The organism is Gemmatimonadota bacterium (assembly GCA_026706345.1).
Taxonomy (GTDB): domain Bacteria; phylum JAAXHH01; class JAAXHH01; order JAAXHH01; family JAAXHH01; genus JAAXHH01.
The window spans coordinates 22,580-49,474 of sequence record JAPOYX010000242.1 but is presented as its reverse complement, the minus strand read 5'-3'; the positions used below and the strand labels follow the sequence as shown (position 1 = coordinate 49,474).

The 26,895-nt window shown below is 61.4% G+C and carries 17 protein-coding genes and 1 tRNA gene; 3 read left to right on the top strand and 15 right to left on the bottom strand.

Features of this window, described 5'->3' with window-relative positions:
* Positions 1 to 68 precede the first annotated feature (68 nt).
* The 3 genes from OXG98_17680 to OXG98_17670 form a co-directional block, all read right to left on the bottom strand.
* A tRNA-Sec gene (locus tag OXG98_17680) sits at positions 69 to 166 on the bottom strand.
* An 83-nt stretch (positions 167 to 249) separates the two neighbouring features.
* Positions 250 to 2,238 (bottom strand): selenocysteine-specific translation elongation factor, encoded by a 1,989-nt coding sequence (gene selB / locus OXG98_17675; GenBank protein ID MCY3773841.1) that lies wholly within the window; start codon positions 2,236 to 2,238, stop codon positions 250 to 252.
* Positions 2,220 to 3,230, bottom strand: coding sequence for an NDP-sugar synthase (locus OXG98_17670; protein ID MCY3773840.1), 1,011 nt, complete (start codon positions 3,228 to 3,230; stop codon positions 2,220 to 2,222). The genes selB and OXG98_17670 overlap by 19 nt, the downstream gene beginning before the upstream one ends.
* A 252-nt stretch (positions 3,231 to 3,482) precedes the next feature.
* Here OXG98_17670 and tatC point away from each other — a divergent pair, with 252 nt between their 5' ends.
* Positions 3,483 to 4,751 (top strand): twin-arginine translocase subunit TatC, encoded by a 1,269-nt coding sequence (tatC, locus tag OXG98_17665; GenBank protein ID MCY3773839.1) that lies wholly within the window; start codon positions 3,483 to 3,485, stop codon positions 4,749 to 4,751.
* 84 nt (positions 4,752 to 4,835) lie between these two features.
* Positions 4,836 to 6,203 (top strand): hypothetical protein, encoded by a 1,368-nt coding sequence (locus OXG98_17660; protein ID MCY3773838.1) that lies wholly within the window; start codon positions 4,836 to 4,838, stop codon positions 6,201 to 6,203.
* 92 nt (positions 6,204 to 6,295) lie between these two features.
* Here OXG98_17660 and OXG98_17655 read toward each other — a convergent pair whose 3' ends face one another.
* The 6 genes from OXG98_17655 to OXG98_17630 all read right to left on the bottom strand — a co-directional run bounded on the left by OXG98_17655 (position 6,296) and on the right by OXG98_17630 (position 17,732).
* A complete protein-coding gene (locus OXG98_17655; protein MCY3773837.1) occupies positions 6,296 to 9,076 on the bottom strand; it encodes a TonB-dependent receptor in 2,781 nt (926 codons plus the stop codon).
* 62 nt (positions 9,077 to 9,138) lie between these two features.
* On the bottom strand, positions 9,139 to 11,946 hold the full coding sequence (locus OXG98_17650) for a TonB-dependent receptor (protein ID MCY3773836.1): 2,808 nt from the start codon (positions 11,944 to 11,946) through the stop codon (positions 9,139 to 9,141).
* Between the two features lie 200 nt (positions 11,947 to 12,146).
* Entirely contained in the window at positions 12,147 to 13,562 is a 1,416-nt protein-coding gene (locus tag OXG98_17645) for an amino acid carrier protein (protein MCY3773835.1), read from the bottom strand.
* A gap of 57 nt (positions 13,563 to 13,619) precedes the next feature.
* Positions 13,620 to 14,447 carry a hypothetical protein gene (locus OXG98_17640; GenBank protein MCY3773834.1) on the bottom strand — a complete coding sequence of 276 codons (828 nt, stop codon included), beginning with the start codon at positions 14,445 to 14,447 and terminating at the stop codon, positions 13,620 to 13,622.
* 108 nt (positions 14,448 to 14,555) lie between these two features.
* The gene (locus OXG98_17635) at positions 14,556 to 15,458 is read right to left on the bottom strand and encodes a hypothetical protein (GenBank protein MCY3773833.1); all 903 of its coding nucleotides are present in this window, start codon (positions 15,456 to 15,458) and stop codon (positions 14,556 to 14,558) included.
* 39 nt (positions 15,459 to 15,497) lie between these two features.
* Positions 15,498 to 17,732 (bottom strand): tetratricopeptide repeat protein, encoded by a 2,235-nt coding sequence (locus OXG98_17630; GenBank protein ID MCY3773832.1) that lies wholly within the window; start codon positions 17,730 to 17,732, stop codon positions 15,498 to 15,500.
* Between the two features lie 304 nt (positions 17,733 to 18,036).
* Here OXG98_17630 and recA point away from each other — a divergent pair, with 304 nt between their 5' ends.
* Positions 18,037 to 19,113 (top strand): recombinase RecA, encoded by a 1,077-nt coding sequence (recA, locus tag OXG98_17625; protein ID MCY3773831.1) that lies wholly within the window; start codon positions 18,037 to 18,039, stop codon positions 19,111 to 19,113.
* A gap of 50 nt (positions 19,114 to 19,163) precedes the next feature.
* Here recA and mutY read toward each other — a convergent pair whose 3' ends face one another.
* The 6 genes from mutY to OXG98_17595 all read right to left on the bottom strand — a co-directional run bounded on the left by mutY (position 19,164) and on the right by OXG98_17595 (position 26,889).
* On the bottom strand, positions 19,164 to 20,282 hold the full coding sequence (gene mutY / locus OXG98_17620) for an A/G-specific adenine glycosylase (protein ID MCY3773830.1): 1,119 nt from the start codon (positions 20,280 to 20,282) through the stop codon (positions 19,164 to 19,166).
* 118 nt (positions 20,283 to 20,400) lie between these two features.
* Positions 20,401 to 21,651: an FAD-binding oxidoreductase gene (locus OXG98_17615; GenBank protein MCY3773829.1), complete on the bottom strand. Its 1,251-nt coding sequence runs from the start codon at positions 21,649 to 21,651 to the stop codon at positions 20,401 to 20,403.
* Positions 21,652 to 21,654: 3 nt separating this feature from the next.
* Entirely contained in the window at positions 21,655 to 22,005 is a 351-nt protein-coding gene (gene ytxJ, locus OXG98_17610) for a bacillithiol system redox-active protein YtxJ (protein MCY3773828.1), read from the bottom strand.
* A gap of 137 nt (positions 22,006 to 22,142) precedes the next feature.
* Positions 22,143 to 23,348 carry an MFS transporter gene (locus OXG98_17605; GenBank protein MCY3773827.1) on the bottom strand — a complete coding sequence of 402 codons (1,206 nt, stop codon included), beginning with the start codon at positions 23,346 to 23,348 and terminating at the stop codon, positions 22,143 to 22,145.
* On the bottom strand, positions 23,345 to 23,995 hold the full coding sequence (locus OXG98_17600) for a DUF1028 domain-containing protein (protein MCY3773826.1): 651 nt from the start codon (positions 23,993 to 23,995) through the stop codon (positions 23,345 to 23,347). Before OXG98_17600 ends, OXG98_17605 begins: the two co-directional genes overlap by 4 nt.
* Entirely contained in the window at positions 23,992 to 26,889 is a 2,898-nt protein-coding gene (locus OXG98_17595; GenBank protein MCY3773825.1) for an anaerobic glycerol-3-phosphate dehydrogenase subunit C, read from the bottom strand. Before OXG98_17595 ends, OXG98_17600 begins: the two co-directional genes overlap by 4 nt.
* Between the last annotated feature and the right edge of the window lie 6 nt (positions 26,890 to 26,895).

Genomic DNA, 26,895 nt, shown 5'->3' with positions numbered 1-26,895 from the left:
GCCTTCAGGGAGTTTAAGCGTATTGAATAGGTATTAACGTATTAGTGAGGGCGGCTGAGTAAACAACCTGGGGGGAGCGTGTGGGAATCGAACCCACCACGGACCTGTTTAGGGCCCGCCATCGGATTTGAAGTCCGTGAGGCGCACCAGCAACCCATACACTCCCCTGAATCCTGTTCCAAGTCGCGCGGCACAGCCCGCGGATACACCGAAACGGGCAGGCGAGAATCGCGCCTAACCGCTCACCGCCTAATCGCCCTTCCCCACCGGATCGCCGCCGTCTCGCTCCGCCTCCGCCAGCCTGTGCGTCCCGGATTCCCGGTTGGTTACGCCGAGGTCGCAGAAGTAGTCCAGCAAGGCGGTGGCGTGCGCCCGGGAGACCCCGAGATGACTGCGAAACTCGGAAGCGCGCACGGTGCCATGGTCTTTCAGGTAGGCCACGAGGTTCTCTCTGACCGACGCGAGCGCCCGGCGGTGCATGATCTGCCGGTCCGCGAACTCGACGAAGATCTCGTGGTCCATGGCATACCCGGCCATGCTCCTAATCATATCCGCGTTCGCCTTCAGATCAACCGGTAAATCCTGCACGGCAATCGACCGGTCTTCCATGACCTGCATCAAATCGTTCATGGTGAAAACGGCGGGAGGCTCGGCGTCGCCCAATTCCTCGAACGCCGCGAGAACGCGTTCTTCCGGGCCGGTCAGTTCGACCGCGTGGGCGTACAGCCGGACCGACCGGCCGGACAGCACGATCCGGGATTCTTCGTCGAGGTCCTTCAGCAGCGCGTCGTAGACGGTATCCGGCGCCTCCCAGGAAAGCTGCAGCCTGGGGGCGTCCTTGGGCAGCGTTTCTTTCAGTCGCTGGACCCGGTGCATCTTTTCAAGCAGGGTGATCAATTCGTCCTTCAATCCTGTGTACCAGTGGCGGTGCAGCAATCGATGATCCGCGAACCGGATGAACTCGCCCCTTTCCACCAGCCGGACTGCGCCCTGCTCCAGGACGTCGCCATCCAGGTTCGTGGATCGAACCAGGTCCTGCATCGATTTGAGCCGCTGTTCGCCGTACGCGTGCCGCATGACCCGTTCGATCAGGACGTCCGGTTCGGCGTCGGTCACCGCCTCCAGGTAGTCCAGTACGGATGGCCGGAACCGTCGGTTCTTCTGCGGATACACCTCCACGAAACGGCCGCCGCCGAGCAGCCGCATGGAGGAAAACCCTCGGATGATGAAGCGCTCGTTTCGTTCCGCCACGATGGGTTTCTCCAGGCGAAGCTGCACGAATCCGGACTCGCCGGGTTCCAGTTCGTCCCGATCGAGCAGGATGAGTCGCCCGATGGTCTCGCTCGTGCCCTTGTGCAGGCGGACGCGCTGCCTGTTCTTCAGGGGTTCGTCCAGGGACTCCAGGCATTGCAGCCGGACGTCTGTCATCAGGGTCGGGAGCAGGTATCCCGGCGCGCACAGCTCGTCGCCCCGCTCGATATCGGCCGTCCTGACGTTGGACAGGTTCAGCGCGACCCGCTGGCCTTTTACGGCGCGGTCGACCGAGTCGTTGTGGGTCTGCATGCCCCGGATCCGCAACGGCGTCCGGGCGGGAAGCAGTTCGGCATCTCCGTCCGATGCCAGGCTTCCCGACAGGACGGTGCCGGCAATGACCGTACCGAAGCCCTTCATGCTGAACACCCGGTCTATGGGCATGCGGAAGTATCCCGCACCGCTGTCGGCCGGCAGTCCGGCCAGCCTCTCCTCGATGATTTCCTTCAACCGGGCGATCCCCGTGCCGGCCGTCGATGATACCCGCACGACGGGCGCGTCCGCCAGAAACGAACCGGCTGCGAGTGATTTCACGTCGTCTTCGACGAGCATCAGCCATTCCTCGTCGACCAGGTCGCATTTCGTCAGGACGACGATGCCCGCGTCGACCCCCATGTATCTCACCGTTCCGAAGTGCTCGACGGTCTGGGGCATGACGCCTTCGTCGGCGGCTACGACGAAGAGGACGAGGTGGATGCCGCTTACGCCCGCGACCATGGTCTTGAGGAACCGTTCGTGGCCCGGCACGTCGACGATGGGGACCTCCCGGCCGTCGCTCAAGGGCATGAACGCGAATCCGAGATCGATCGTCATGCCCCGGTCCCGTTCCTCCTGGAGACGATCGGGATGAACGCCCGTCAGCGCTTCCACCAGGGCGCTCTTGCCGTGGTCGACGTGGCCTGCCGTACCTATGGTGAGATGGGACATGCGACGGTCACCCGGTCCGCCCGGCCGTGCATCACCGACCGGTTTGCTATGCTGGCGTTTTTTCCTATGATCGCGCGGGAAATCGATGCGCCGTCGCCGATATCCGCGCCCTCCATGATCACGCTGTGCTCGATGGCCGCGCCGTGCCCGATACGGACTCGGGGACCGATACAGACCCCGGGACCGATCCGGCAACGCTCCAGTTCGGCCGTATCGTCCAGGGCCACAGGTGGGCGCAACACAAGGTTCGGAGACGAGAAGTTGTCGGCCATGACCTCCGGGGACACCGCATCCCGTGTGGCGGACTCGAGCAGGCGTTCGTTCGATTCGAGGTAGGCTTCGGGCGTGCCGGTTTCGTACGGCTCGTCTTCCCGTTTCATGGTCAGCACCCGGTCGCCGCGGCCGGCCAGCGTATCCAGGATCGGACCGAAAGAATATGCGCGGTTACCGGCGCCACCGCTTTCGTTTATGACGTCGCAGACGTCCGGTGTCAGGAGATAGATCCCGTCGCTCCCATCGCTCCCGTGCGCGTCACCCCCGTCGTTCCCATCCCCGTCACCGTGCGCCTCCCCGTTTCTCTCCCAAAGGCGTATGCCGCGGAGATCGTTTTCATCGTACCTTTGAACGGCGTACAGGTAGGCCTCCGCATTCAGCAGTACGGCACCTCGGGTAGCGAGAAACATCGCTTCGCCCGTGAATGCCGCAACTTCCTTCATGATCTCATGCGGACTGCGGGCTTCCGGCTGGTCATGGTAGGTAAGGACCATGTTCCAGCGCGCGCCGCTGCCACAGTTTGAAGCGGCCTCGCGGGTGTCTTTGCCGGCCGCGATGAGCGTTTCCTTCACGCCGGCGCGTTCATACTCATCCAGGATCCGCTCGATCATCGGCACGTTTGCCATAGGCAGGAGCATCCCCGTGCCGGAATGCCATCCGGCAGAGTCGCCTTCACCGGGGTTCGCCGTCAGGATAACTCCTTTAAGTGCCCCGGTCATTTGCGTACACCGGTCATTCTCATGCGCAATCGGCTCCCGAAAGCGGCGCCAATCCCTACTGCGAACCCGTGCGGACAAGCCGCTGCGGCCCGAAATTCGCCGTCGTCAAACTCGATTAAACTTATGCCCCGGACATGCCTTCGTCAAGGCCGTTGGAGGCGGTGAGCACGGGGGTTTTGCTTGACAGGAACCATGGTCCGGGCTTACTTACCGCGCGTTATTCGGAAGTGAGGACCGGCGAGAGGCCCTATCATGTCCCCAGCGAAAATCGGTAGCGGCGAGATGTCCTTCATCGAACATCTCGAAGAGCTTCGCAGGGCCATACTGAAATCCGTGCTCGCCATCCTGGTGGGCATGGTCCTCTGCTTCACCTTTGCCGACTATATCATCAATTTCCTGCTCTCGCCGACGTTTCAGGAAAACCTCAAGACCGAGATCGAGATCCAGGCCATCCGGCCGGCCGGCATGTTCACGGCCAAGGTGAACATCTCGCTGCTGCTGGGATTCGCCTTCGCGCTGCCCTATGTGCTCTACAACCTCTGGACATTCGTATCGCCCGGTCTGCTCGACAAGGAGAAGAAGTACGTCCCCATCGTCATCTTCTTCTGCTGCGTCCTGTTCCTCGTCGGCGCCGCCTTCGCTTTCTACATCCTGATCCCGGTCATGGTCCGGTTTTTCGTCCAGTTGCATGTCCCTGACATCAAGCCCCAGTGGGATATCGGATTCTATGTGGGACTCGTGAACAAGATGGTGCTCATCATGGGCGTCGTGTTCCAGATGCCCGCCGTGGTGGCGTTTCTGACCTGGCTTCGCATCCTGAACGCCGGCGTGCTTAAACGGGTGTGGCGCATTGCCCTGGTGGTCATATTCATCGCCGCCGCCGTCATCACGCCCACGGGCGATCCCTACACGCAGACCCTCGTGGCGATTCCGCTGGTGGTGCTGTATTTCATCAGCATGGGTATCGCCGCGCTGATCGGCAGGAGCCGGAGGAAAGCCGAAGAGGCTGAAGAAGAGGAAGATGGCGACGACGACGGTGGCGGCGATGGAGGCGACGATGGAGGTGACGAGGAGCAACCCGCGCTGACCACGGGCGAACCGGATACCCCGACGCTCCCCCGCGGTTCGTCCACTCCGACCGACGAGCAACGCACCGGCCGGGCGTACTGGCCGGATGACGACGAGTTCATCTACGACTACGATATGGAGATGGGGTACTCGGAGGAGCCGGAGGAGGATGAGAAAGTGGACCGAAAGGGCGGAGAGAACAGTGGCGATGGGGACTCTGATACCGACAGGCGCGACAAGTCGGACCAAGGCGGCCACGAAGCAGAGGAAGATACCACGAAGCAAGGGGGAGAAAGCAACAGAAAATCGGAGTCCTCCGATGCATCGGATAGTGTAACACCTGAGAACGGAGAAGATTCTCAAGACAGTCGGGGAACTGAACCTGGTGAAGAACGAACACCACGAAACAGAGATCCAAATTCCGACCCACCTGCCGGACTTCCTACGAACTAACTATTCAGTATTGCGTTGATTTACGTGAAGTTTGTTTCAACTACGCAATAGATTCTTAACTCAGTTACGCCAATTGGAGGGTCTATGGATTCGCTTGAGGAAGTCTTAAGTAATGCCAAACCTGCAAGGCTGATACCAAGTCTCGCCGAGTCCAGAAAAGAGGAGAAACTGGTATCCATATTGCTAGCCGTGTTAGGATCTGTCCGACCATTCGCCGCGCAATTGCTTGGTTTTTGTAGTATGAGAGTAGGGAAAACTGCAGATATAGACAGTTACACAGAAGTTGTCTTTCCAACACCAGACCCGAATCGTACTGAACGACCAGATGGTGTTTTGAGTATTACGAGCCGTAGCAAGGAATGGTCTGCGCTATTTGAGGCTAAAGTTGACAATGCGGAGATAGATGAGGAGCAAGTACTTAGATATGGCGAGGTCGCTCGAGCGCACGGGATCAACACTGTGATCACAATTTCAAATCAACTGGTGCCGTTGCCTTCGCATATTCCCTATTCCGTTCCTAAGCGACTAAGTCGAAAACTGGAGTTTTATCACATTTCGTGGACGAGTGTTCGTACACAAGCGATGCTAACGCTGAAAGACAGTGAGGATTTAAGCTCAGAACAGAGATTCATTCTGGAGGAAATGGTTCGATACTTCGAACATTCGAATTCAGGCGTCAGGAGATTTGACCAAATGAACAGGGAATGGCGCCAACTCGTTATGGGTATCAGGCATGGTGAACAGTTTCAAAGAACATCACCTGAAATTGAAAATACTGTTGCCAGTTGGCATCAGGAAGAAAGAGATGTCTGCCTGATACTGACTCGTCGAATTGGCGAACGGGTCGATATACGTCTTCCACGAAAGCATCGAACCGATACAGCACTTCGATTAAGGGACGCCTGTGACTTCCTGGTTAACGACAACGAGCTAACATCCGGATTCGTGATTCCTAATGCTGCCAGTGACTTGGAAGTTGTCGTGAATCTTCAGCGGAGGACGATTTCTTGTTCGATGAAGTTACAGTCCCCCGGTGATAGGAAGAGAGCCACCTCGAGGATTAATTGGATACTACGTCAGTTGCGTAATGTTGAAGGCGATGATGTCTTCGTACGTGCGTTTTGGTCAGGACGTAGTCAATCTACACAGGCTGTATTGCAGAAAGTTCAGGAAGACCCAGGATGTTTAGAAATAGATCGACCTGGCGCAGTTCCAGTTTCTTTTGAGGTCTTGGTCATCTCGGATCTAGCAGGTCGTTTCTCCGGTCGGTCAACATTCATTGAAGACCTTGAAAAAGCGATTCCTAGTTTCTACGACCGCGTAGGCCAGAACTTGCGTAGGTGGATACCCCCTCCACCTTCTATTGAAAAACGTGATCCTAAGCAGACGTCCGAGGACGCAGAGACACGTGAAATTGGAGTGGTTACAGAAAGAGCAGAAAACCAGGGATAGTATTAGCAGTTAGATACACAGACGTGTATGAAAACTCCCGGCATACAGAGCTTTGCTGTAACTGTTCTTCCTACGATGTGCAGTGTCACCTTTTACAGGTAATGCGACAACCTCAAGTACAGGTACCTGCCCATGTAATCGTAGGTGGTGAAATCCGAGGTTCCCAGCAGGCCGTTGAAGATCACCGCGGGCGGCTGATCGAGCACGTTGTTCATCCCCAGGGTCAGCACGGTGGCGCCTGCCCGTGAAAAAAGCCTGTACGTCCCTCGAAGGCCAAGCACGCTGTTGGCTTCCACGTCCCGGTATGCCGGTTTTTCGATGATATCGGAACGGTAGAGCCCCTTGCAGTCGTTGTCCTCGCACTCCACGAATCCGCCGACGTACTCCCAGGTCAGTCCCGCCGAGGCGCGCCGCCACTTGAGATCCACCGATGCGGCGTGCCGCCACCGGGGAAACACGCCCACATCGTAGTATCCCCTGCCCTTGATCACTTCCGTACTGGCTGCCACGGGAAGAAACTGGTCGTACGTGAACAGCAGGTTGGATTCCAGCCGGGCCGCCAGTACGCCCACAGGCGTGGTTCCGTTGTAGTCGACTTCCAGGTCCAATCCCGCCGTTTCGGTCTCGCCCACATTCGTGTTGGTCTGAATGATGTGGGAGATCAAGCGCGTATCGGCGTCCCGTACGATCTGTTCGCAGTTCGTGGGGTTGACCTGCGAGTAGCAATTGCTCAGGATGACGCCCGCCGGGAGCGATCCGATTTCATCCTCGATCCGGTTCCGGTAGTAGTTCAGGTTTATATTGAGGTTCTCCGCGAAGTCTGGCCGATAGCTCAATCCCCCTGTGATCATGGCCGCCTTTTCGGGATCGAGGTCGGTCGAGCCGCCCTCCCTGGCGCGAAGCTGCGCCCGCGAATCCCTGAAACCCGCCGGTATGCCCGCGGCGGCGCAGTGCTGTTTCTGCTGTACAGTCAATTCCCGGGGGTTCCCTCCTTCGTCTATCGTACTGCATGGATCGCTCACCAGGGGAAACACGTCATTTGCGCTGAGGAACATCTCGGCTATGTTGGGTGCCCGGAAGGCATTGGAATAGGTGGCGCGAAGGACCATCCCTCTCGGCAGTTCGATGCTGGTTCCTGTTTCGTAGGTAAAGCCGGAATCGAACGTATCGTAGTGGAAGGCCCGGCCGGCCGCCGTCAGGTGGATTCCTACCCCGTTGCCGTGGTAGACCGGCAGCCTGGTCTCTCCGTAGGCCGCCGAGACCGCATAGCTGCCCTCGGTTGCTTCGGACCGGAACCCGGTCGTGTTGCCCGAGGCGGTAATCGGATCCGGCGTGTACGCGCCAGACTCCCACCGCGAGGACCCGCCCGCGGCCACGGCCAGCGGTCCGTGCGTCAGTTCCGCCACGTTCCCGGTCAGGTTCCATTGCAGTATCTTCTGCTGAGAGTATCCGCGGGCAACGCCGGTATACTGTATGTAGGCGAGCATCTCAGGCGTAATGGTCCCCGCACCGTGCAGGATATCCAGGGGCACGCAGTCGCCGCTGCAGTCGCCGGCCGGACCCAGCGCGCGCATGAGGCGGCTTCGGATGAACCGGCCCCGGTTGACCGTGTTGCCCGCCGTGCGTCCATAGGCAAAGAAGAGATCGGAATCGAAACCCAGCACAGGGGTCTTCAGTCCCAGCACGATGCGATACGTGTCGATATCCTGGTTGAATATCCGGTTGCCGGCTTCGACGAATCGGCGGCGGACATCCGTGAAATCGCGGCCGAACTCGTTGTACCGGTTGCCGGCCGAGACCGTGATGTCCTCTTCAATCGTGAAGAGGGGCGTCGGCGCCAGTTTCTGTTCGGACTGCCGGTTTGCGTAGGAAACCTCGAAGTAGGTCCCCAGGCGGTCGCTTAACGCATAGTTTCCGCTGAGAAAGACCGTGTATCGGATCTGTGGGGTGTAGATGTAATTCTCGGGCTGGTAGTTGTAGAGGTCGCCGGTGCCGTCGAGGGAGTTGCCGGCATAATTGAAGGATCGCCAGCCTGATACCGGGTCTCGATGGTAGTCTCCCGCATCTTCGCCGGCGGCCGCATTGAGGGTCTGCCATGCGGCGTTGCCCGCTTCGCCGGAATGGTCGATGATATGCCCCTCCGGGGTCGCGGAACTGCCGCTCGTCGTGAACGACCCGTCGTTCTTCGCCCAGTTGTAATTCTTGTCCGTTTCGCTGAAACTTCGTTCGTAGGTCCAGACCGGCCGCTGGTCGTGATAACCCGCGGAGAACATCAGATGCCCCTTGCCGCTCCTCAGACCAGCCGTCAGGCCAAGATCAAGGGATCCCCCGTCGCCGGCGCCCGAGATCCCCTGGTAGGCCTCGACCTCGATGCCCTCCAGGTCCGTGCGCGTGATGACGTTGACGACTCCGCCCACGGCGTCCGAGCCGTAGACCGCCGAGGCCCCGTCCTTGAGCACTTCGATCCGTTCTATGACGGTGGATGGGAGGGAATTCAGATCGACTGAGGCGTCAGCGCCGAGGCCGCCCGGCACGAACCTCCGTCCGTTGACCAGTACCAGCGTGCGCTGGGCGCCCAGGCCGCGGAGGCTGATGCGGGTGGCCCCGTCGCCTCCGTAATTGGCCTGCGTATTGGTCGCGTTGGATTGAACGATTAGTGTCTGGAGTATGTCTCCGACGGAGGCCAGACCCCTGGCCTGGATTTGCGCGCGGGACAAAATCACGACCGGGGCCGTGGACTGTCCCGCTTCACTCTTTATCCTGGACCCCGTGACCGTTACCTCGTCGAAGACATACTCGATCCGGTCGTCGTCCGGGTTCCCGGTGTCCTGGGCGAAAACACCGGTAGTGCCAACCGCGACGACTACAGCCACTAAGCGGAGTAATATGCGACGAATTGCCACCACCGAAACCTCACGCCTCTTCGCCGCGCCGATTACAGAAAGTGGGAAAGGCGCACGTACAGGTACCTGCCCAGGAAGTCGTACGTCGATGCGTCCGACGTCCCCAGGGAGCCGTTGAAGAGAACCGCGGGCGCCTGGTCGAAAACGTTGTTGATACCGACTGTGATCACCGAACCGCCGGCACCGGTAAACAACCGGTAGGACCCCTGGATACCGAAGAGGTGGTTCGCATCCACGTTTCGGACCACCGGGGTCGTTTCGACGTCGTCGCGGTACAGGCCCTTGCAGTCATCGTCTTCGCACTCCTGGAACCCGCCGACGTACTGCCACGTCACGCCCGCCGATGCCGGTCCCCACTTCAATCCGACATTGGCATTATGCCGCCAGTTGGGAAACACGCCCAGGTCGTAGTAACCCTTGCCCTTTAACTGTTCGAAACCGCCCGGTATGGGCAGGTACACGTCGTAGGCGAAAAGGAGGTTGGACTCGAGTCGCGCCGAGAGCAGACCGAGCGGCGTGTCGTCGATATAGTTCAGTTCGATGTCGAGACCGCTGGTCTCCGTCTCGCCGATATTGGTGGCGGTCGTGAAAATGTTGGTGATTACGCCGAACTGGTCCCGTTGGATCAGGTCGCAGTGTGTCGGGGCGTCCTGGGAGTAGCAGTTGCTCAGGATGAGCCCCGCGCCGAGCGCTCCGATTTCATCCTCGATCTTCGTGGCGTAATAACTGACCGCGATGTCGAGATCCGGCAGGAAATCGGGCTGGTACACCACGCCGGCGGTGACCGTGTTGGCCCGCTCGGGATCGAGGTCCGTGGATCCGCTGACCCTGGCCCGTATCTGCGCACGGGTATCCTCGAAATCAGAAGGCACGCCCGCGGACGCGCAGTTGCGCATCTCCTGCGAGGTCAGATCGCGCGGGTTGTCGGCTTTGTCCACGACGCTGCAGGGATCGCTGACCACCGGAAAGCTGTCACTCTGACCCAGGTACAATTCGGCGATGCTCGGCGCGCGGAAGGCTTTCGAGTAGGTCGAACGGAAGGCGAGGCCCCGCGGGAGTTCGAGGCGTGCGCCCGCTTCGTACGTGAAGTTCGTCCCGAAGGTGTCGTAGTCAGAAAGCCGGCCGGCGGCCGTCACGTCCAGGCCGCCCATCTCACCCTGAAAGAGCGGAATACTGGTTTCGGCGTACACCGCGCGGACGGAGTAATCGCCCTCGGTCGCTTCTCCCTTGTTGCCCGTGGTGTTGCCCGTGGCGGTAATGGGATCGGGGATAGCACCTCCGGCTTCCCACCTCGAGGAAGCGCCTACGGCCATGGCCAGGGAACCCGCCGGCAATTCGACGATGTCGCCGGTCAGGTTGTACTGCAGGATCTTCTGCTGCGTAAAACCCCTCGCGATTCCGGTGTACTGGATGTATTTCAGCATCTCGTCCGTGATGGTGCCAGCGCCGTGTAGCAGATCCAGGGGTACGCAGGGCGCCGCGCACTCCGAATCGGGTCCCAGCGCCCTCCTTACGTTACTCAGGATGAACTGCCCCTCGTTGACGTTGGTTCCACTGGTGCGGCCGTAGGAGAAGGCCAGGTCCCCGGTGAATCCCCGGAACTCGTGCTCCATGCCCAGGACGATCCGGTAGGTGTCGAGGTCTTGCAGGAAGTTCCGGTTACTCGTTTCGACGAAACGGCGGCGGACGTCGAGGAAGTCCCGACCGTATTCGTTGTATCGGTTGTCGGCCGACAGCACGACATCATCTTCGAAGTAGATTAACAGAGGGGTAGGAGCCAGCTTCTGGTCCGACTGCCGGTTGGTGTACGATACCTCGAAGAAGCCGCTCAGATTATCGGTGAACAGGTAGTTGCCGCTCAGGAAGGCGGAGTACCGCGTCTGCGGAGTGTACAGGTAATTCTCCGGTTGGTAGTTGTACAGGTCGCCGGAGCCGTCGTCCGAATTTCCGGCTGAGTTGAAAGGACGCCAGCCACCGGACGGCGCGTTAAAGTAAACCCCGGCGTCCGCTCCGGCTCTTTCCACGATCGACTGCCAGGCCGCGTTGCCTTCCTCCTCCAGACGGTCGATGATGGTTCCTTCGGGCGTCGCAGCACTGCCGTTCGTGGCAAAGGTCCCGTCGTTCTTCTCCCAGTCGTATGCCTTATCCGCTTTGCTGAAGTCACGGTCACCGGTCCAGACGGGCTTCCGGCTGTGGTATCCGGCGGAGAACAGGATGCTGCCCCGGCCGCTTCGCAGGCCGGTGGTGATGCTGGCGTCGATCACGTCACCGTCGCCCGCGCCCGAAAGCCCCTGGTAGTATTCGAACTCCACGCCTTCCAGGTCGGACCTGGTGATGACGTTCACGACGCCGCCCACCGCATCGGAACCATATACGGCCGAGGCGCCGTCCTTGAGTACCTCGATTCGCTCGATGACGGAAGCCGGTATGGAGTTCAGGTCGACGGAAGAGTTCGCCCCGGTTCCGCCCGGCACGAACCGGCGGCCGTTGACCAGTACGAGGGTTCGGCCCGAGCCCAGTCCGCGAAGACTGATCCGGGTGGATCCGTCCCCCCCGTTGTTGGTCTGGGTATTGATGGCGTTGGACTGGACGGTCAGGGTCTGGAGCACATCGCCGATGGACGCGAGTCCCTTCTCCTGTATCTGGGTTTTGGCGAGGATGATGACCGGTGCGGTGGATTCGGCGGCCTCGCCCCTGATCCGGGAACCGGTCACCGTCACTTCTTCCATGACGAAATCGACCTCGTCTGCCGGTTCCTGGGCTTCCTGGGCGCCGGCGCCGGCTGTGACGAAGGCGAATATCGCAAGCACAAGAACGGAGATAAATCTGGCAGGTCTCATGTTAAGATATTCTCCTTTAGTAAGGAAATCTTGCAAAAAGCTCCCTCCCAGTTTTGCGGGCGCTTTATCAGATGCTTTACATGGTACATTATCCGGAACAAGTGAATTGTTCAATAATTACAATATGTCGTATAAATGCCGTCTGCAAACACAAAATGTTGAGAGAAACCGATATCTGGAATAGTCGCTGATTCGCGGCGTCAAGCACTTTCGGGATTTCGGCTGTGTTCCCGTTGCAGTCCGGAAACATCTTGATTTCGAGATTCAAAAGACCCGCTGTACGTCCGAAAAGAGGCCATCACCCGGGGGGCGAGGCGCAGGGTCGAGACCATGGTCGGGATCGCCATGAGGGCGAACAGGCCGTCGGCGAAGCTGATCACCGCGTCGATCGAGGCGACGGAGGCGACCACGACGAAGATCACGTAGGCCACGTTGTACAGTTTCGCATACCTGGCGCCGATCAGGAAGCTCAGGCACTTGGCGCCATAGTAGGAGTAGGTCAACAATGTGGTAACGGCGAAGAAGAACACGCAGACCGTAAGGATATACGCGCCGTAGCCGGGAATGGACGCTTCGAATGCCCCGGCGGTAAGCGTCACTCCGTTGTCCGGTGTGTTCTGCCATACTCCGGTCATCAGTATGACCAGGGCCGTACAGGTACAGACGATCATCGTATCGATGACCGGCCCCATCATGGCGACCAGGCCCTCGCGGACTGGCTCGCCGGTCTTGGCGGCGCCGTGGGCCAGCGCTTCCGTGCCGATGCCGGCCTCGTTTGAAAAGGCCGCGCGGCGGACGCCGGTCACGATGGTCGTACCGACTACGCCGCCCGCCACTGCCGCCCCGGTGAAAGCATCCGTCAGGATGAGGAACAGATACCGGGGCACCTCGCCCAGGTTGTACAGGATGATCCACAGGGTCGAAACCATGTACAGGACCACCATGGCCGGCACGGCGCGGGAAGCGACTTCGGCAATGCGGGTAATCCCGCCGAAAATCACTACGGCCACGAGACCGGACAGGACCAGCCCGGCGATGAGATCGAATCTGAAATGACCGCTTTCGAAAGACATGTACGGCGCGAACACGACGTCCCGGACGATCTGTATCAACTGGTTGGGCTGCAGGAGCGGGAGGCAGCCGATGACGCCGGCGACGGCGAAGAGGGCGGCCAGGGGTTTCCAGATGCCTCCCAGGCCTTCAGAAATCACGTACATCGGGCCGCCCTGTATGCGCCCCACGGTGTCCCGTCCCCGGTACATGACGGCCAGCGAACAGGTGAAGAACTTGGTCGCCATGCCGACGAATGCGCTGACCCACATCCAGAAAATCGCCCCGGGCCCTCCCGTGGTGATGGCGATGGCGACACCCGAAATGTTCCCCATGCCGATCGTGGCGGAGAGGGCGCTGACCAGCGCTTTGAAGTGGGAGACGTCGCCTGGATCGTCGGGGTCGTCGTATCTGCCGCGGACGAGGTCGAAGGCGTGCTTCACGTATCGGAACGGCGTGAAGCGGCTGTAGAGCAACAGCAGCGCTCCGCCGCCGATGATCAGGTAGAATACGTAGGACCAGGCCAGGTCGGAAAAGGCGACTAAGTAGGGTTCTATGAAGTCCATGGCCAAGCAATAATGGATCTGCGCGTGCCCTGTGTGCGCTCGTGCGAAAGTTATGGCTCAGCCCACGAGCGCGTCCTGCCTGAAGCTGCGCACCATGTCGATGTAGTCCCTGGAGAAGAGCTTGTCCGGACGCCTGTCGTAGCTGAAGATCGCGATGATGCGGGGCCGTTTCGTCGGTCCGACCGGCGAAACCCGGTGCAGCGCGTACTTGCCGTTGAACAGGACGAGGGTACCCGGCCGGATGTCGGTGCGTCGGGCGTGCCTTTCAGGCGAATCGAAGACGGCGCGCACGTCGTCGTAATGCTCGTCGTGATCTTCCCGGAGACCGGGGACGTACTCGAATACACCGCCGGAATCGGGCTGCTGGATCAGCAGCGTAATATTGCCGTTGTTGGAATCGAAGTGCCACCCGTTGCTGTCGCCCTCGTGGGCGATCTGCAGGGTCAGGGCCAGATGGGGGCAGGCGCTCGTATACAGCGTATCGAATCCGAGCACCCGGCGCACGAACCCGGTCAGCGCCGGCCAGTGGAACACGCTGCGCACGAAGCTGTCGTTGGGGATCTGGTAGTTCAGTACCTGCCGGTACCGGTTGACATGTTCGGTCGTCCGGGGATGGTCCGCGGGCCAGGGCCGGTCGTAGTAGTCGTTGCCCTCGTAACTCGTGCGCGGCCGGTCGTAGTAGTAACCCTGTGGTATCAGGGCGCTGGTCTCCCTCACCATGCCGGCCAGCGCGTTCGGCTCGACAAAGTCCTCCAGTACGCAGATGGACTTCGCCTCGAGCTCGGAACGGCAGGATGCGAGAAAACCCTGACCTGCAGGGCTTTCGAGGTCTTCCAGCGGGTACCGGCCGGTGTCTATCAGGGTATCCGGACTTGCGGGTTTCATGGTCCTGATCCTCTTACGTTCGCGGACTCAACCTGGTCGGTCCGCCGGGGACCGCATTCATCCTCTCACGGTTCAGGCCTGGCCGGGACGGTCCGCCAGCGTCCGCGTTCATCCTTTTCGGATCTCCCAGAGTTCCACTACCATATCGGCAGGATAGCCTATGGGATCGAAGTCGTCCGTCTCTCTCGCGTCGTATCCCACCTCGCCGAACAGGTTCTCGATGGTCCGGGAAGAATGATGCTGCGCCTCGCCGATCGTGTGGTAGAGATAGACCGCCGACGGGAGTATGACGGGATAGCCCATCTCGTACAGCGCGTAGGCCGCCTGGCCATTCCGCAGACGTTCAATGACGTCATCGGCGTGCTGCAAGATTCGTGTGCCCCCATGCTCGATGTCGACGTCGAAACGGAAGGCGAAGTGACTGCGAAGGTATCCCTGGTCGTGCAGGAAACGTCCGACGCGGCCGATCCCTTCGGATAGCTGCCTCACCTGGTCCGGGACAGCCAAGTCGCCGGGCAGGTCCAGTTCAAGGTGATCCCGCAGCCGATCGAAGAACCGTTTTCCCACGCGAACGGTAAAAAGGCGGCGCTCCCGCTCCAGCGCATGATCATAGAGATCGATGTGCCGTTCGATGCGCTCGAAGGCCGATCGGTAGAAGGCGTAGGAAAGGGCGTCGAATTCTCCGGACCGCATGGACTGCACGGACTGTGTGGGCTGCCCGGACTGCGTGGACTGCCCGGGTTGCCCCGCCTGCGGCGCCCTGCCGCCGTTACGACCGACAAAGGATTCAAGCAGTCCGCCCCGGGCCGGCCTGTGATACACTGCCTCAAGGTATGTTGCGAGGTATTCCTGCACGTCTTCGAACGCCCCGTCGTTCTGGTAAAGCTTCCGCCATTCGGTAACGACGGCATCGGACATGAACGTGGTGAATTCGCTGCCGACCGGCCACCACGCGGCGTATTCGGGAAACGGACGTTCCTGTACGACGAGTTCGAGCGGTTTTGCGGTCATAGGTGTTCAACATTGCTGCCGGTGAACCAGCTGTCCGGCTCACCGCGACTTATTCAGAAAGGTCTCCACCTGGGGAAGCAGCATGGGGTCCGTGGAGAGCCGAATGTACTCACGCATCGTATCCCGGGCTCTTTCGTCGTCGCCAAGCCGGTAGTACGCGATACCCAGGCGAAAATGACCGGCGGGAAGCTCCGGGGCGAGGCGGACGACTTCTTCGTAGCTTCGAATGGCCTGATGGTAACGGTGCAGAAGATCGTTGACAAGGCCAATGTTGAAATGGGCGGTGGTAAAACCCGGTCGCAGCGCTCTGGCCCGTTCAAGGGCGTTCAAAACCCGGTCGGCGGCCTCGGTACGGGCCCGCATGGCCGTCAAGGCCTCCCGCGCCTCCGCTCCATCCGTTTCGCCGGCCAGGCGGACCGCTTCCTCCCAGCTTTTCAATGCCGAATCATAGTCGCCGCCGGATACTCGCACGATCGCCAGGATGGCGTGGGGCAGCGGATCAGCGGATTCCGGGGCCAGTGTCTTCTCCAGGGCCGATTCCGCCGCGTTCCATTTTCCCTGGGCAAATAGAACGGCACCCTGGGCCAGCCGCGCGGCGCTCCATCCCGGCCGTGTGACGAGGGCGTCTTCGAAGTGCGCGAGCGCGGCGTCAAGATCGTGGGCGAAGGCGGCGTCGACTCCCCTGCGGTAGGCGGACCTGGCTTCGCCGCCCACGGCGGAGGAACGGGTGGGTACGCGCCGGAGCGGCAACCAGTCGAAAACCACCCGGGCCGTGAGGTCATGCCCCGCCCACCGGGCCGCGAGACCGCGCCAGGAACCGATCACGTCGTCGAGTACGGCTTCCCTGCTATATGTAAGGGCCAGATTGTTGTAGGCCTCGGCGAAATCGTCTCGAAGCGCAACAGCCTTTTGAAACTGGCTCCTGGCATCTTCGGGCCTTCCCTGCCTGAGGTACGCCATGCCAAGATTGTTGTGCACCTCGGCTATGCCCGCCTCGGCCCGGATGACTTTCATATATTCATCAATCGCGTCATCCAGCCGGCCCGCCTCCGCGTACAGCAGCCCGAGGTTAGTGCGGGCGTCGTAGAATCGATCGTTCAGCGAAAGCGCTCCGAGATACGCTTCCATGGCGTCTTCGGGCCGGTTCATGTTGACGTACATCGTGCCCAGGTTATTGTAGGCCTCGGCGAATTCAGAGTCGATCTGTATCGCTCTTTCGTAGGCATCTGCTGCCGCCGAGGGGCGTCCCTGCCGCGCATGGATATTGCCGATGTACAGGTGGGCCTCCGCGAGCCCGGGATCTTCCGCCAACGCCTGTTCAAAAGCCTGCATCGCCGCGGTTTCCGACCCTTGCTCGTAATAGGTCAGCCCCATCATGTAAACATAGGGCGGCGGACGGCGTCCCCGCCTGTCGCCAGGAGGAGGCGGTCCGCCCGGTCCGCCCATTCTCTCGAGCCCGGCCCGGTAGGCCGCGATGCTGCGGGACTTTGACCGGTCCACGGCACTCACCGAACTGCCCTCCAGGGCACCTTCGAGGCGGCGGTCCAACGCGGGAATGTCTGAAAAAAGACCGATCGCCTCGTCGTATCGTCCCGTCCTGGCGTAGATGAGGGCGATGTTGTATCTGGCCACGGTATGCGTGGAATCCCGTGCCAGGGTACGGTGATACAAGGCTTCCGCCTCGTCCAGGCGTCCCAGGCGGAAATGGATGTTGCCCGCCCCTGTAAGCAGTTCCGTATCTTCGGGGTCGAACACCAGCGCCTCGTCATATGCGTCCATCGCGCGGTCGTACCAGCCGGCCAACTCGCATGAACGGCCCAGGCCGATCAGCGCGTTCCGGAGTTGATGCCGGTTTTCATCCGCCAGGCCACGGGCGATATCGACAGCGGCGCCATAGGCTCTTGCCGCACCTTCGTGATTCCCCTTGCGCGAGTAGCTTGCGCCCAGGTTGAGCCGCCAGTTGATCTCTTCCGGCGAAAGGACCACCGCCTGCAGCGCTTCCCGGATCGCCTCGTCGTATCTTTCCAGGTAGTAGTAGGCCACGCCCAGGTTTCCGAAGGCCTCGGAATCCGTCATGTCCACGGCCAGCGCACGGCGGTAGTAAGTGGCGGCTTTCGTGTAGTCGCCGTCGCGCATGGACGCATTTCCGGCCTCGATCAGCCTTCCGGTTTCGACGTCGTCGGAAACAGGCATCGGCGCGCCTGAGCAACCCGTGCCCGCACCCAGGATGAAGACGGCCATCATTCCGAGGCAGATGTTCAGCCGGACAGACATCCTGTTTCGCTCCAGTTCAAAGTTTTTTCGAGAGGCGGAGAGGCCGCGCGTACTCTTGTAATATACCGCATTCACAGTCCCGCCGCCCGTTTTTATTCGGAGCGTGTCCCGAAAGGAGGAATCGAATCGAAACTACTTTACATTACGGTCGGGCGGAGATACTTTTTTTCAAGAATCCCCGCCTGATTCCGACTATTTCAATCGGTCGGTCCGAAACCGCTTGACACTATACATTTGTTTGGCATATTCAACATGATATGTCATGAGGTATGATCACGAGATCAACGAGAGGGAGATCCAGGCCATGAACGATAGTGATCCGGGAAGGGAGAAGGCGCTCAGCGGCGCCATCATGCAGATCGAGCGGCAGTTCGGCAAGGGGTCCATTATCAGGATGGGGGACGAAAACCCCCAGTTGTCCGTCGAGTCCATACCGACGGGGTCCCTGACCCTCGACCTGGCGTTGGGCATCGGCGGCGTCCCCCGGGGACGCGTGGTCGAAATATACGGAAACGAATCCTCCGGCAAGACGACGCTGGCCAAGCACATCGTGGCCGAAGCCCAGAAACTGGGCGGGATGGCCGCGTTCATCGACGCGGAACATGCCCTGGACATCCGTTATGCCCGGGCGCTCGGCGTGGACATGGACAAACTGCTCATCCACCAGCCTGACACGGGAGAGCAGGCGCTCGACGTGGCCGAGATCCTGGTTCGCAGCGGCGGGGTCGACGTGATCGTCATCGACTCGGTGGCCGCGCTGGTCCCCAGGGCCGAAATCGAAGGCGAAATGGGTGATTCCCATGTCGGCCTGCAGGCCCGCCTGATGTCGCAGGCGCTGCGCAAGTTGACCTCTGTAATCAATCGGTCGAGAACCTGTCTGATCTTCATCAACCAGATCCGTCAGAAAATCGGGGTCATGTACGGCAACCCCGAGACGACCACGGGGGGACTGGCCCTGAAATTCTACTCCTCGGTCCGGATCGAGGTGCGCAGGATCGGGAACATCAAGGGCGACGACGCCTCGGCCGGCATCCAGGTCCGGGGCACCGTGAAGAAGAACAAGCTGGCGGCTCCCTTCCGCGAGGCGCAGTTCGATATCATTTATGGCGAAGGCATATCCAAGGAAAGCGACCTGATCGAACTCGGCGTCAACAACGGGATTATAGAAAAGAGCGGGACGTGGTTCTCGTATAACGATGATCGGCTGGGGCAGGGCCGCGAGAACGTGCGGCAGTTGCTCCGTGAACGGCCGGAGCTTGCCGGGGAAATCGAAGAGAAAGTCCGTTCGATTTTCGCACCCACGGACCAGGACGCCGCCGCGAACAACGGGACGGCGGAGCAACCGGTTTCGAGAGCCGCGCCATCGGTCAAGGGGCGGTGACCGCCTGTCACTTCCAGGACCCGGGATGTGTCTCGGTTGAACGCCCCGGGTTATGGGAACAGTGTGGTTTGCGGACTTTCTTCGGCAACGGCCATGGCTTCGATGAGGCGATGATGCGCCCTGGGGAAGGCGTATTGATCAAGTTCGTCAGATCGAATCCAGCGGCAGTCGTTGCCGTCCCCATGACGCGCTTCGCCGCGAAGATACGTGCAGTGGTAGCCGTGCAGCGTCATCTCGAAATGGGTAAAGGCGTGCCGGACGGCCGCGAAGGCGCGGCCGACACGGATGTCGATGCCCAGTTTGCGTTTTATTTCGTGACGTAGGAACCCTTCCCTGGCCGCCTCTTCCTCCGATATCCCGCCCGGAAACTCCCAAAGTCCGCCCAGCAGGCCCTCCAGCGAGCGCTGTACGATCAGCATCTCGTCTCCCTTGCGCACGATGCCCGCGGCGACATGATGATGGGGGCGCTGTTTCCGCGGCTGCTTGCGTGGAAGGACCGACGGATCCGGCAGCACCTGGCGAGCGAGACACAGGCTGCTTACGGGGCAGGCGCCGCAGCCCGGCTGTCGCGGGGTGCATACCGTCGCGCCCAGTTCCATCATGGCCTGGTTGAAATCGCCCGGCCGGCCCTTCAGGAGAAGTCTTTCGGCCAGGCCAGCCGTCTTTTTCTTCGCGGCGGCGGTCGCGGGATCGTCGTCCAGGTGGAACAGGCGGCTCAGCACGCGGACTACATTTCCGTCGACCACGGGGCAGTCCCTTCCGTACGCAATGCTCAATACCGCCGCGGCCGTATAGGGTCCGATGCCCGGCAGCGCGGAGATCTGCACCGGATCGTCGGGTATCCTTCCACCGTGCAGCGCCACAACCTGCCGGGCGGCCCGATGGAGGTTTCTCGCCCGGGCGTAGTATCCCATGCCTTCCCACGCCTTCAGCACCTCCTCGAGCGGCGCTTCACCCAGATCGCCAACTGTTGGGAAACGGCTCATGAACCTGTCGTAGTAGGGCCGGACCTGGTCTACCCGGGTCTGCTGGAGCATAACTTCGGATATCCAGACCGCGTAGGGGTCCCGGGTCCGCCGCCAGGGCATGTCCCGCCTGTGCGCCTCGTACCAGGTGAGCAGGGCGTGCCGAAATACTTCGATCTGTCCGGGTTCCAGGAGGTTTTTCACGATTCAATCCACGTAGGTATCCATGTCCCCCGCGGTTCCTCGCGGTCCCTCACGCCGCCTAAATGTAAAAGGACTGCGCGAATACCGGGAAGACTTCGCCTCAGGTGAACCGTATGCGTCAATGCCGACGGGAATGGCCGGGCATACTGTACTCCCCGTGGGTGATCAGGGTCCGGTTGTAGGCGTCCGTTTCCTCCGGATCGAACCGGTTCGGCGAGAAGTCCTCGATATTGATTTCAGGCCTGCCGTCCGCGACGCACCCCGCCAGCAGCACACCGGCCGCCGGATTGTAGGCGAATCCTCCGGAGTGAAAGGCAACCCCCACGTAGAGTCCCGGAAAGCGATGGACCGGACCGAGTACGGGTTCTCCGTCCCGGGAAAAGGACAGCAGCCCCGCCTTTTCGATTTCCCAGCCCGCCCAGCCCGCCCAGCCGGTCCAGTCGGCCTGGCCAGACCCGCCGGACCGGATTGCGTTGGGGACGAGCGGCAGCAGGTTTTCCCGCGCGGCGTCGCTGAGTCCCGGCGGCGGAGTAATAGCCGACATGTCAAAGGACCGGTCGGGTACGCGGAACTCGGGGGCCGATGGATTCTCGATTCCCGCCAGCAGCCGTTGGCCGTGGGCCGGCCTGATGTAGCCGCCGTAGGGATTGGCGTTGACCGCCGGGATCCGGACCGGAGCGGACAACGGCGCCGTGACGTACCGCTGGTGTATAAAGGACTTCAGAGGCAGTTGCAGGCCGATGCTCTCCAGCACCTTGAGGGTCCAGACGTGCACGGTGCTAACCACGGCATCCGCTTCGATTCGTTCTTCGCCCGCGACGACACCCGCCATGCGTCCCGAATCCGTAATGAAGTCCGAAATCATGCATCCTTCCCTGATCTGGACGCCGAGGGTCCGGCAGCCTTCCGCCAGCGCCGGGAGGTAGTGGTCCGGTTCGCTGTATCCGCCCAGGGGGTCAAGAAGGCCGACGGGCTCTTCCGTAAGGACCAGGTCCGGCCACGTCGCGGCCATTTCTCCCCTGTCCATGATCGTGTATTCCACGCCCAGACGATCATACAGGGGTAACAGGCGTTCCCGTTCCGGCCAGCTCGCTGCGTCGAAGAGATTCAGGCAGCCCACGTCCTGGAATCGGTATCCATCCAGTTCATCGGAAAGTTCCCTGAACCGGGTCAGGCTGATCTTGCGGGCCTGTACGCCGGTTTCCGACCAGAGCAGTCCGGTGATGATCCCGGCGGCACGACTGCTGGCGCCGTCTCCGACACGTCCCTTCTCGATGACCGTGATCCTGCCGTACGACTTGCGGGCGAGATGGTAAGCCGTGCTGAGCCCGGTCACGCCCGCGCCTACGATGACGGCGTGTCTCGACATGGCCTACCCCTCCAGCGCAGATCTGATGTTCTCTCCGGAAATGGAGAAATGAGAAGCGTGCCAGGCAACCTTCCCGTCCCTGAGGAGGAGCAGCTGCGGCGACTCGTGCCGTACTTCCAGGCGGGATTCGATTTCATTGGAGAGGTCCCGGTTTTCTATGACCAGGACCTGGGTAAAAAGGGGTGGCGGAGAGGACGAATCCTCCTCCGCGAAATCGTGATAATGGTCGGCGGCCCGGGCACTTACCGGACACACCGTACTGTGTTTGTAGATAAACACGGGACGATCCGACGACGATCCGACGGCCTCGTCCAGTTCCTCCATCTTCGTGAGACGCACGACACGATCCGACATCAATCAACCTCCCTGGGATCATGGAGTTTGCCAGTGAATCCTGGATGCTAAGATATGCAACGGTCAAGACGACGCAACGGTCAAGACGATGCAACCGTCGCGACGATACAAGGTCAAGAGCTGAACAGCGTGAAGTCTCAGGTTACTTTCTCCGCGGCCGCGGCTGACTTGCGCACCCGGGTCGCCGCTTTTCGAAACTCCCGATCCGGCGGCAGCATCAGGGCCAGCGCCACGGCGGCCAGCGGGATCAGCGCGAGCACTTCAAGCGTTGCCACGATGCCGATGCGGTCCGCGACACCGCCGAAGACGATCAGCGCGCCTCCCGCCGCGCCCCAGCTGAAGCCCATGGGAAAACTGGATGCCGTTCCCGCGCTGTCCGGGACGAGCTCCTGGGCCATGGCGACGGAGACGGAATTGGACGCCATGTTCATGAAGCCGGCCAGAAACAGCCACACGGGGAGCAACGGCCCGGTGTCATTTAGCGAAACGAGCAGAAAGGGCGTGGAAAGCAGGATCGTAGACCAGATCACGCGGGCCCGTCCCAACCTGTCCGAGAGCCAGCCGCCCACGAAACCGCCGATCACCGCACCGCCCTGGAAGACGAAGAGCAGATCACCCCCCTGTTGCAGGGTAAGGCCCCGGTCCTTGAGCAGCAATACGAAAAAGGTGGCAAAACCGACCCCCGAGATGGTCCGGATGATGCCCACCACCGTGAGATTCACCATGGGCCACAGGTTGGGCCGGAACGAAGCGCCCACATCGGCCAGGCGGGTCACCTTGCGGTCCTCGTTGCGGATAGGTATGACCCGGGCCAACGCCAGGACGGCGATCACCGTGGGAACGGCGAGCCAGACCAGGCTTTCGAGTCCGAACCGCTCCACGATGCGCGGTACGACAAAGGGGCTTGCCGCCAGCCCGGCGGTGCCGCCCACGATAAAGAGAGACACGCCGTATCCACGTCTCGAACCGCTGACGTCCCCGGCCATGGACACGCTCTGCGGGTGGAAGCTGGCGGTGCCGAATCCGCCCAGGATGATGAAGGCCAGCAGCACGAGAAAGGAGGGCGCAAGTCCCACGGCCGACATGAAGACGGCACAGAATACCGGTCCGAGGATGATGAAATAGCGTTTCTCCATCCGGTCCCCCAGGATACCCGTCAGGGGCTGGACCAGGGAGGAGGTCATGGCCGGCAGACCGGCGAGTATGCCGGCCTGCGTGAGGGAAAGCTGCAACCGCGTCACGAGCGCGGGGAGGATCGGCGTCAACAGGGAGGAAAAGAGGTCCACCAGGAAATGAACCACGGTGAGCAGGACAAGCTTGGCGCGCTGTATGTCGGACTTCATGTTAAAAGTCTTCCATGGAGCGTGTACAGGCGCTTCAGTTCCTCGATGGGATCGGCATGGTCGTCGACCCGCAGATCCACGAGGAAGTCGGAGGTGCCGCCACAACCGCCGCCTTCCCGCGCCACGAGCAGGGCGGCCGACTGCCTGCCCCGCCGGTCGCCGCCGGCTTCCTGGCCGGCCGTAAGCACGGCGACGAGTTTCGTCGCGAAATCTTCCTCGCCGGGCGCCTCGAAGGTTTCCGCCATGGCGGTGACTACGTCTTCACCCGCGAGGATGTTGCCCAGGCAGACGTGGCCCGGACCGGTCACGTGCCCTGCCCACTCCTGGCATGCCGTACCCGTGAAGGCCGCCGCCGTGCCGTCGACGTCCACCACGCCTACCTGCCGGGACTGCCGGCCGGGATCCGGTTCGAGCAGGCGTTCGAGGGTGTCGATGGCGCCCACATCCTGTTCGAGCAGGTCGAGTCCCCTGGGGCCGAAGGACGCGTTGGCCCAGGCCTGCGTGGCGATGGCGCCGGCGTTGGGCCTCGCCCAGGGGACCACGGATCCTACGGCGAGGTACTTCGACTGGGTCGCCACGCCGAGATCCCCCGTATCGGGGTCCAGGGCGACGATGGAAAAGGTGGAGAAACAGGGGGCGCGGTTCAACGCTGGATACTCCGTCGATCGTCCACGGCCGCCCTGATCAATTCGATCGGATGGAGGGCGGACCTTCCCGTGCCGTCGGCGATCTGGTGCCGGCAGGAGGTCCCTGTCGCAGCGAATTCCGTCCGCTCACCGGCCGCGCGGATGGCGGGGAAGAGCCGGTCTTCCCCGATTTTCATGGACAGGTCGTAGTGCTCCCGCTCGTAGCCGAAGCTGCCGGCCATGCCGCAGCACCCGGTATTCAACGTCGTGACTTCGTATCCGGGCACCAGTTCCAGGGCGGCCACCGTGGAACCCGTGCCGGCGATGGCCTTCTGCTGGCAGTGTCCGTGCAGGCTGATCGCCCGGTCTGTGGGCCTGACCGGAAGTGAAAGGCGCCCGGCCGCGTGTTCCCGGGCCAGGAACTCGTCGATCATGAGCATGCCGTCCGCCAGCCCGGCGGCCCGCGGATCGTCCACGAGGTCGCGGTAATCGTCCCGAAACGTCATGACGCAACTGGGCTCGCAGCCCACGATGGTCCATCCACGGTCCACGTACCGCTCCATTTGCGCGATGTTGTATTCGGCGGCCGCCCGGGCCTGGCGCAGCATCCCCTTCGAGATCAGGGGCCTGCCGCAGCAGGCGCGGGGTTCGGCCAGCACCACCCGGTAGCCGGCGCGCTCCAGGACTTCCACGGCAGCAATACCGATATGAGGCTCGCTGTAATTGATGAAGGTGTCCGGGAAGAAGACGACCGTCGGTCGATCACGGTCAGCGGCGCGTCCGGGAGCGCGCTGATAGAACCACTGTTCAAACGTCTCCTCGGCGAATTCCGGCAGCGACCTCCGCCGGTCCACGCCGATGGCCCGCTCCAGGAGCGACTTATGCCACGGATGGTTCACGATCCTGTTGCTCAGCGGCGCGAAGGCGGAACCGAGCCGGTTGAGCGTTTCGATACGGCCGAATATGCGGTTGCGCAGGGGCAGCCCGTGTTTCTCATAGTAGTGGGCGAGGAATTCGTATTTCATCTTGGCCATGTCGACGTTGGAGGGGCACTCGCCCTTGCAGCCCTTGCACTCCAGGCAGAGGTCCAGGGCTTCGTATACCCGCCGGCTCGTGAATCCCTCCCCGTCCAGCTTGCCCGACAGGGCGGCCCGGAGCACGTTCGCACGGCCCCGGGTGCTGTGCTCCTCATCGAGCGTGGCGATATAGGAAGGACACATGGTCCCCACCAGCTTCTTGCGGCAGGCGCCGACCCCGTTGCAGAGTTCGATGGACCGCGAGAACCCGCCGTCGCCCGAGAAATCGAAATACGTGTTAATCTCCTCTGCCTGGTATGCCGGGCCGAATCGCAGGTTGTCCGTCATCTTCTGGTTCGCGATGATCTTGCCGGGATTCATGATGCCGTTCGGATCGAACACGGCCTTGACTGTCTTGAAGGCCTCGTATAGCTTCGGCCCGAACACCTGCTCGTTCCATTCGCTCCGCACGAGTCCGTCCCCGTGCTCGGAACTGACCGCGCCGCCATAGGCTATGACCAGGTCGCGGATTTCTTCGGCAATGGCCCGCATGCGCGCGATGCCTTCGGCTTCCTTGAGATTGATGAGTGGCCTGATGTGGATCGTGCCCACGCTGGCGTGGGCGTAGTAGGACGCCACCGTGCCGTGTCTGTGGACGATATCGCGAAAGTCGCGGATGTAGTCCGGAAGCTTCTCCGGCGAGACCGCCGTGTCCTCCACGAAAGTCGCCGGCTTGGTATCCCCCTTCATGCCCATCAGCAGCCCAAGTCCCGCCTTCCGGATGCCCCAGGCGTTCGCCTGGGCGGCGGGGGTCGCGGCCCGGACACAGGCATAGCCCAGGTTCTTCTCGCGGAGCAGGGATTCGAGCGCATCCATGCGCTCCGCCACCGCTTCGGCCGTTTCTCCGTAGTACTCGACCATGAGGATGGCTTCCGGGTCGCCTTCGATGAAGTCACGCTGATGGGCGGCCGCGGGAGAAGCCTTGGCCAGGTCCAGTATGGTCTTGTCGGTAAGTTCCACGGCGGAGGGATCGGTCTTCAGGATCTCGACCGTCGCCTCCATGGATTCGATCAGGTCCGAAAAATGACAGATACTCAGGGCCTTATGCGCAGGCAACGGCACCAGGTTGACGCGCGCCTCGGTCACGGCGGCCAGGGTGCCTTCGGATCCGACGATCATCTTGCAGGGGTCGAAGGGACCTTCTCCGATGAATTCGTCCAGGTTGTATCCGCCGACGCGCCGCATGATCCTGGGATACCGGGCCTCGATCTCGTCCCGGTTTTCGTGGGCTATGCGGCGGATTTCGCGGTAGATTCGGCCCTCCAGGCCGCCGAGGGCGGCCTTCTCGCCGTATTCGCGGTCGCCGACCGGCTTGAAGACCGTCCGCGTGCCGTCGCTCAGGACCACGTCGAGTTCCAGCACGTGGTCGATCGTCTTCCCGTAGATGATGGAATGGGAACCGCAGGAGTTGTTACCGATCATGCCGCCGACGTTCGCCCGGTTGCTTGGCGAGACGTCCGGCGCGAAGAGCAGTCCCAGGGGTTTCAGGTGGGCGTTGAGTTCGTCGAGCACCACGCCGGGCTGGATCCTGGCCCACCGCTCCTCGACGTTGACCTCGAGAATCCGGTTCATGTGCCGGGAGAAATCGACCTGGATGCTGCGGCCCACCGCCTGGCCGCCCAGGCTGGTGCCTCCGCCGCGGGGCGTGACGGAAATGCCTCTTTCGTACGCGAACCGGAGGATGCGGGAGACCTGGTCAGTGTTGGCGGGATACGCGACGCCAAGGGGCTCGATCTCGTATATGCTGGCGTCCGTGCTGTACAGGACCCTGGCCGTTTCGTCGAACCGGAACGCGCAGTCGATTTCTTTCCCGATCTGTTCCTGCCAGGCTGTGTCCATGTACCT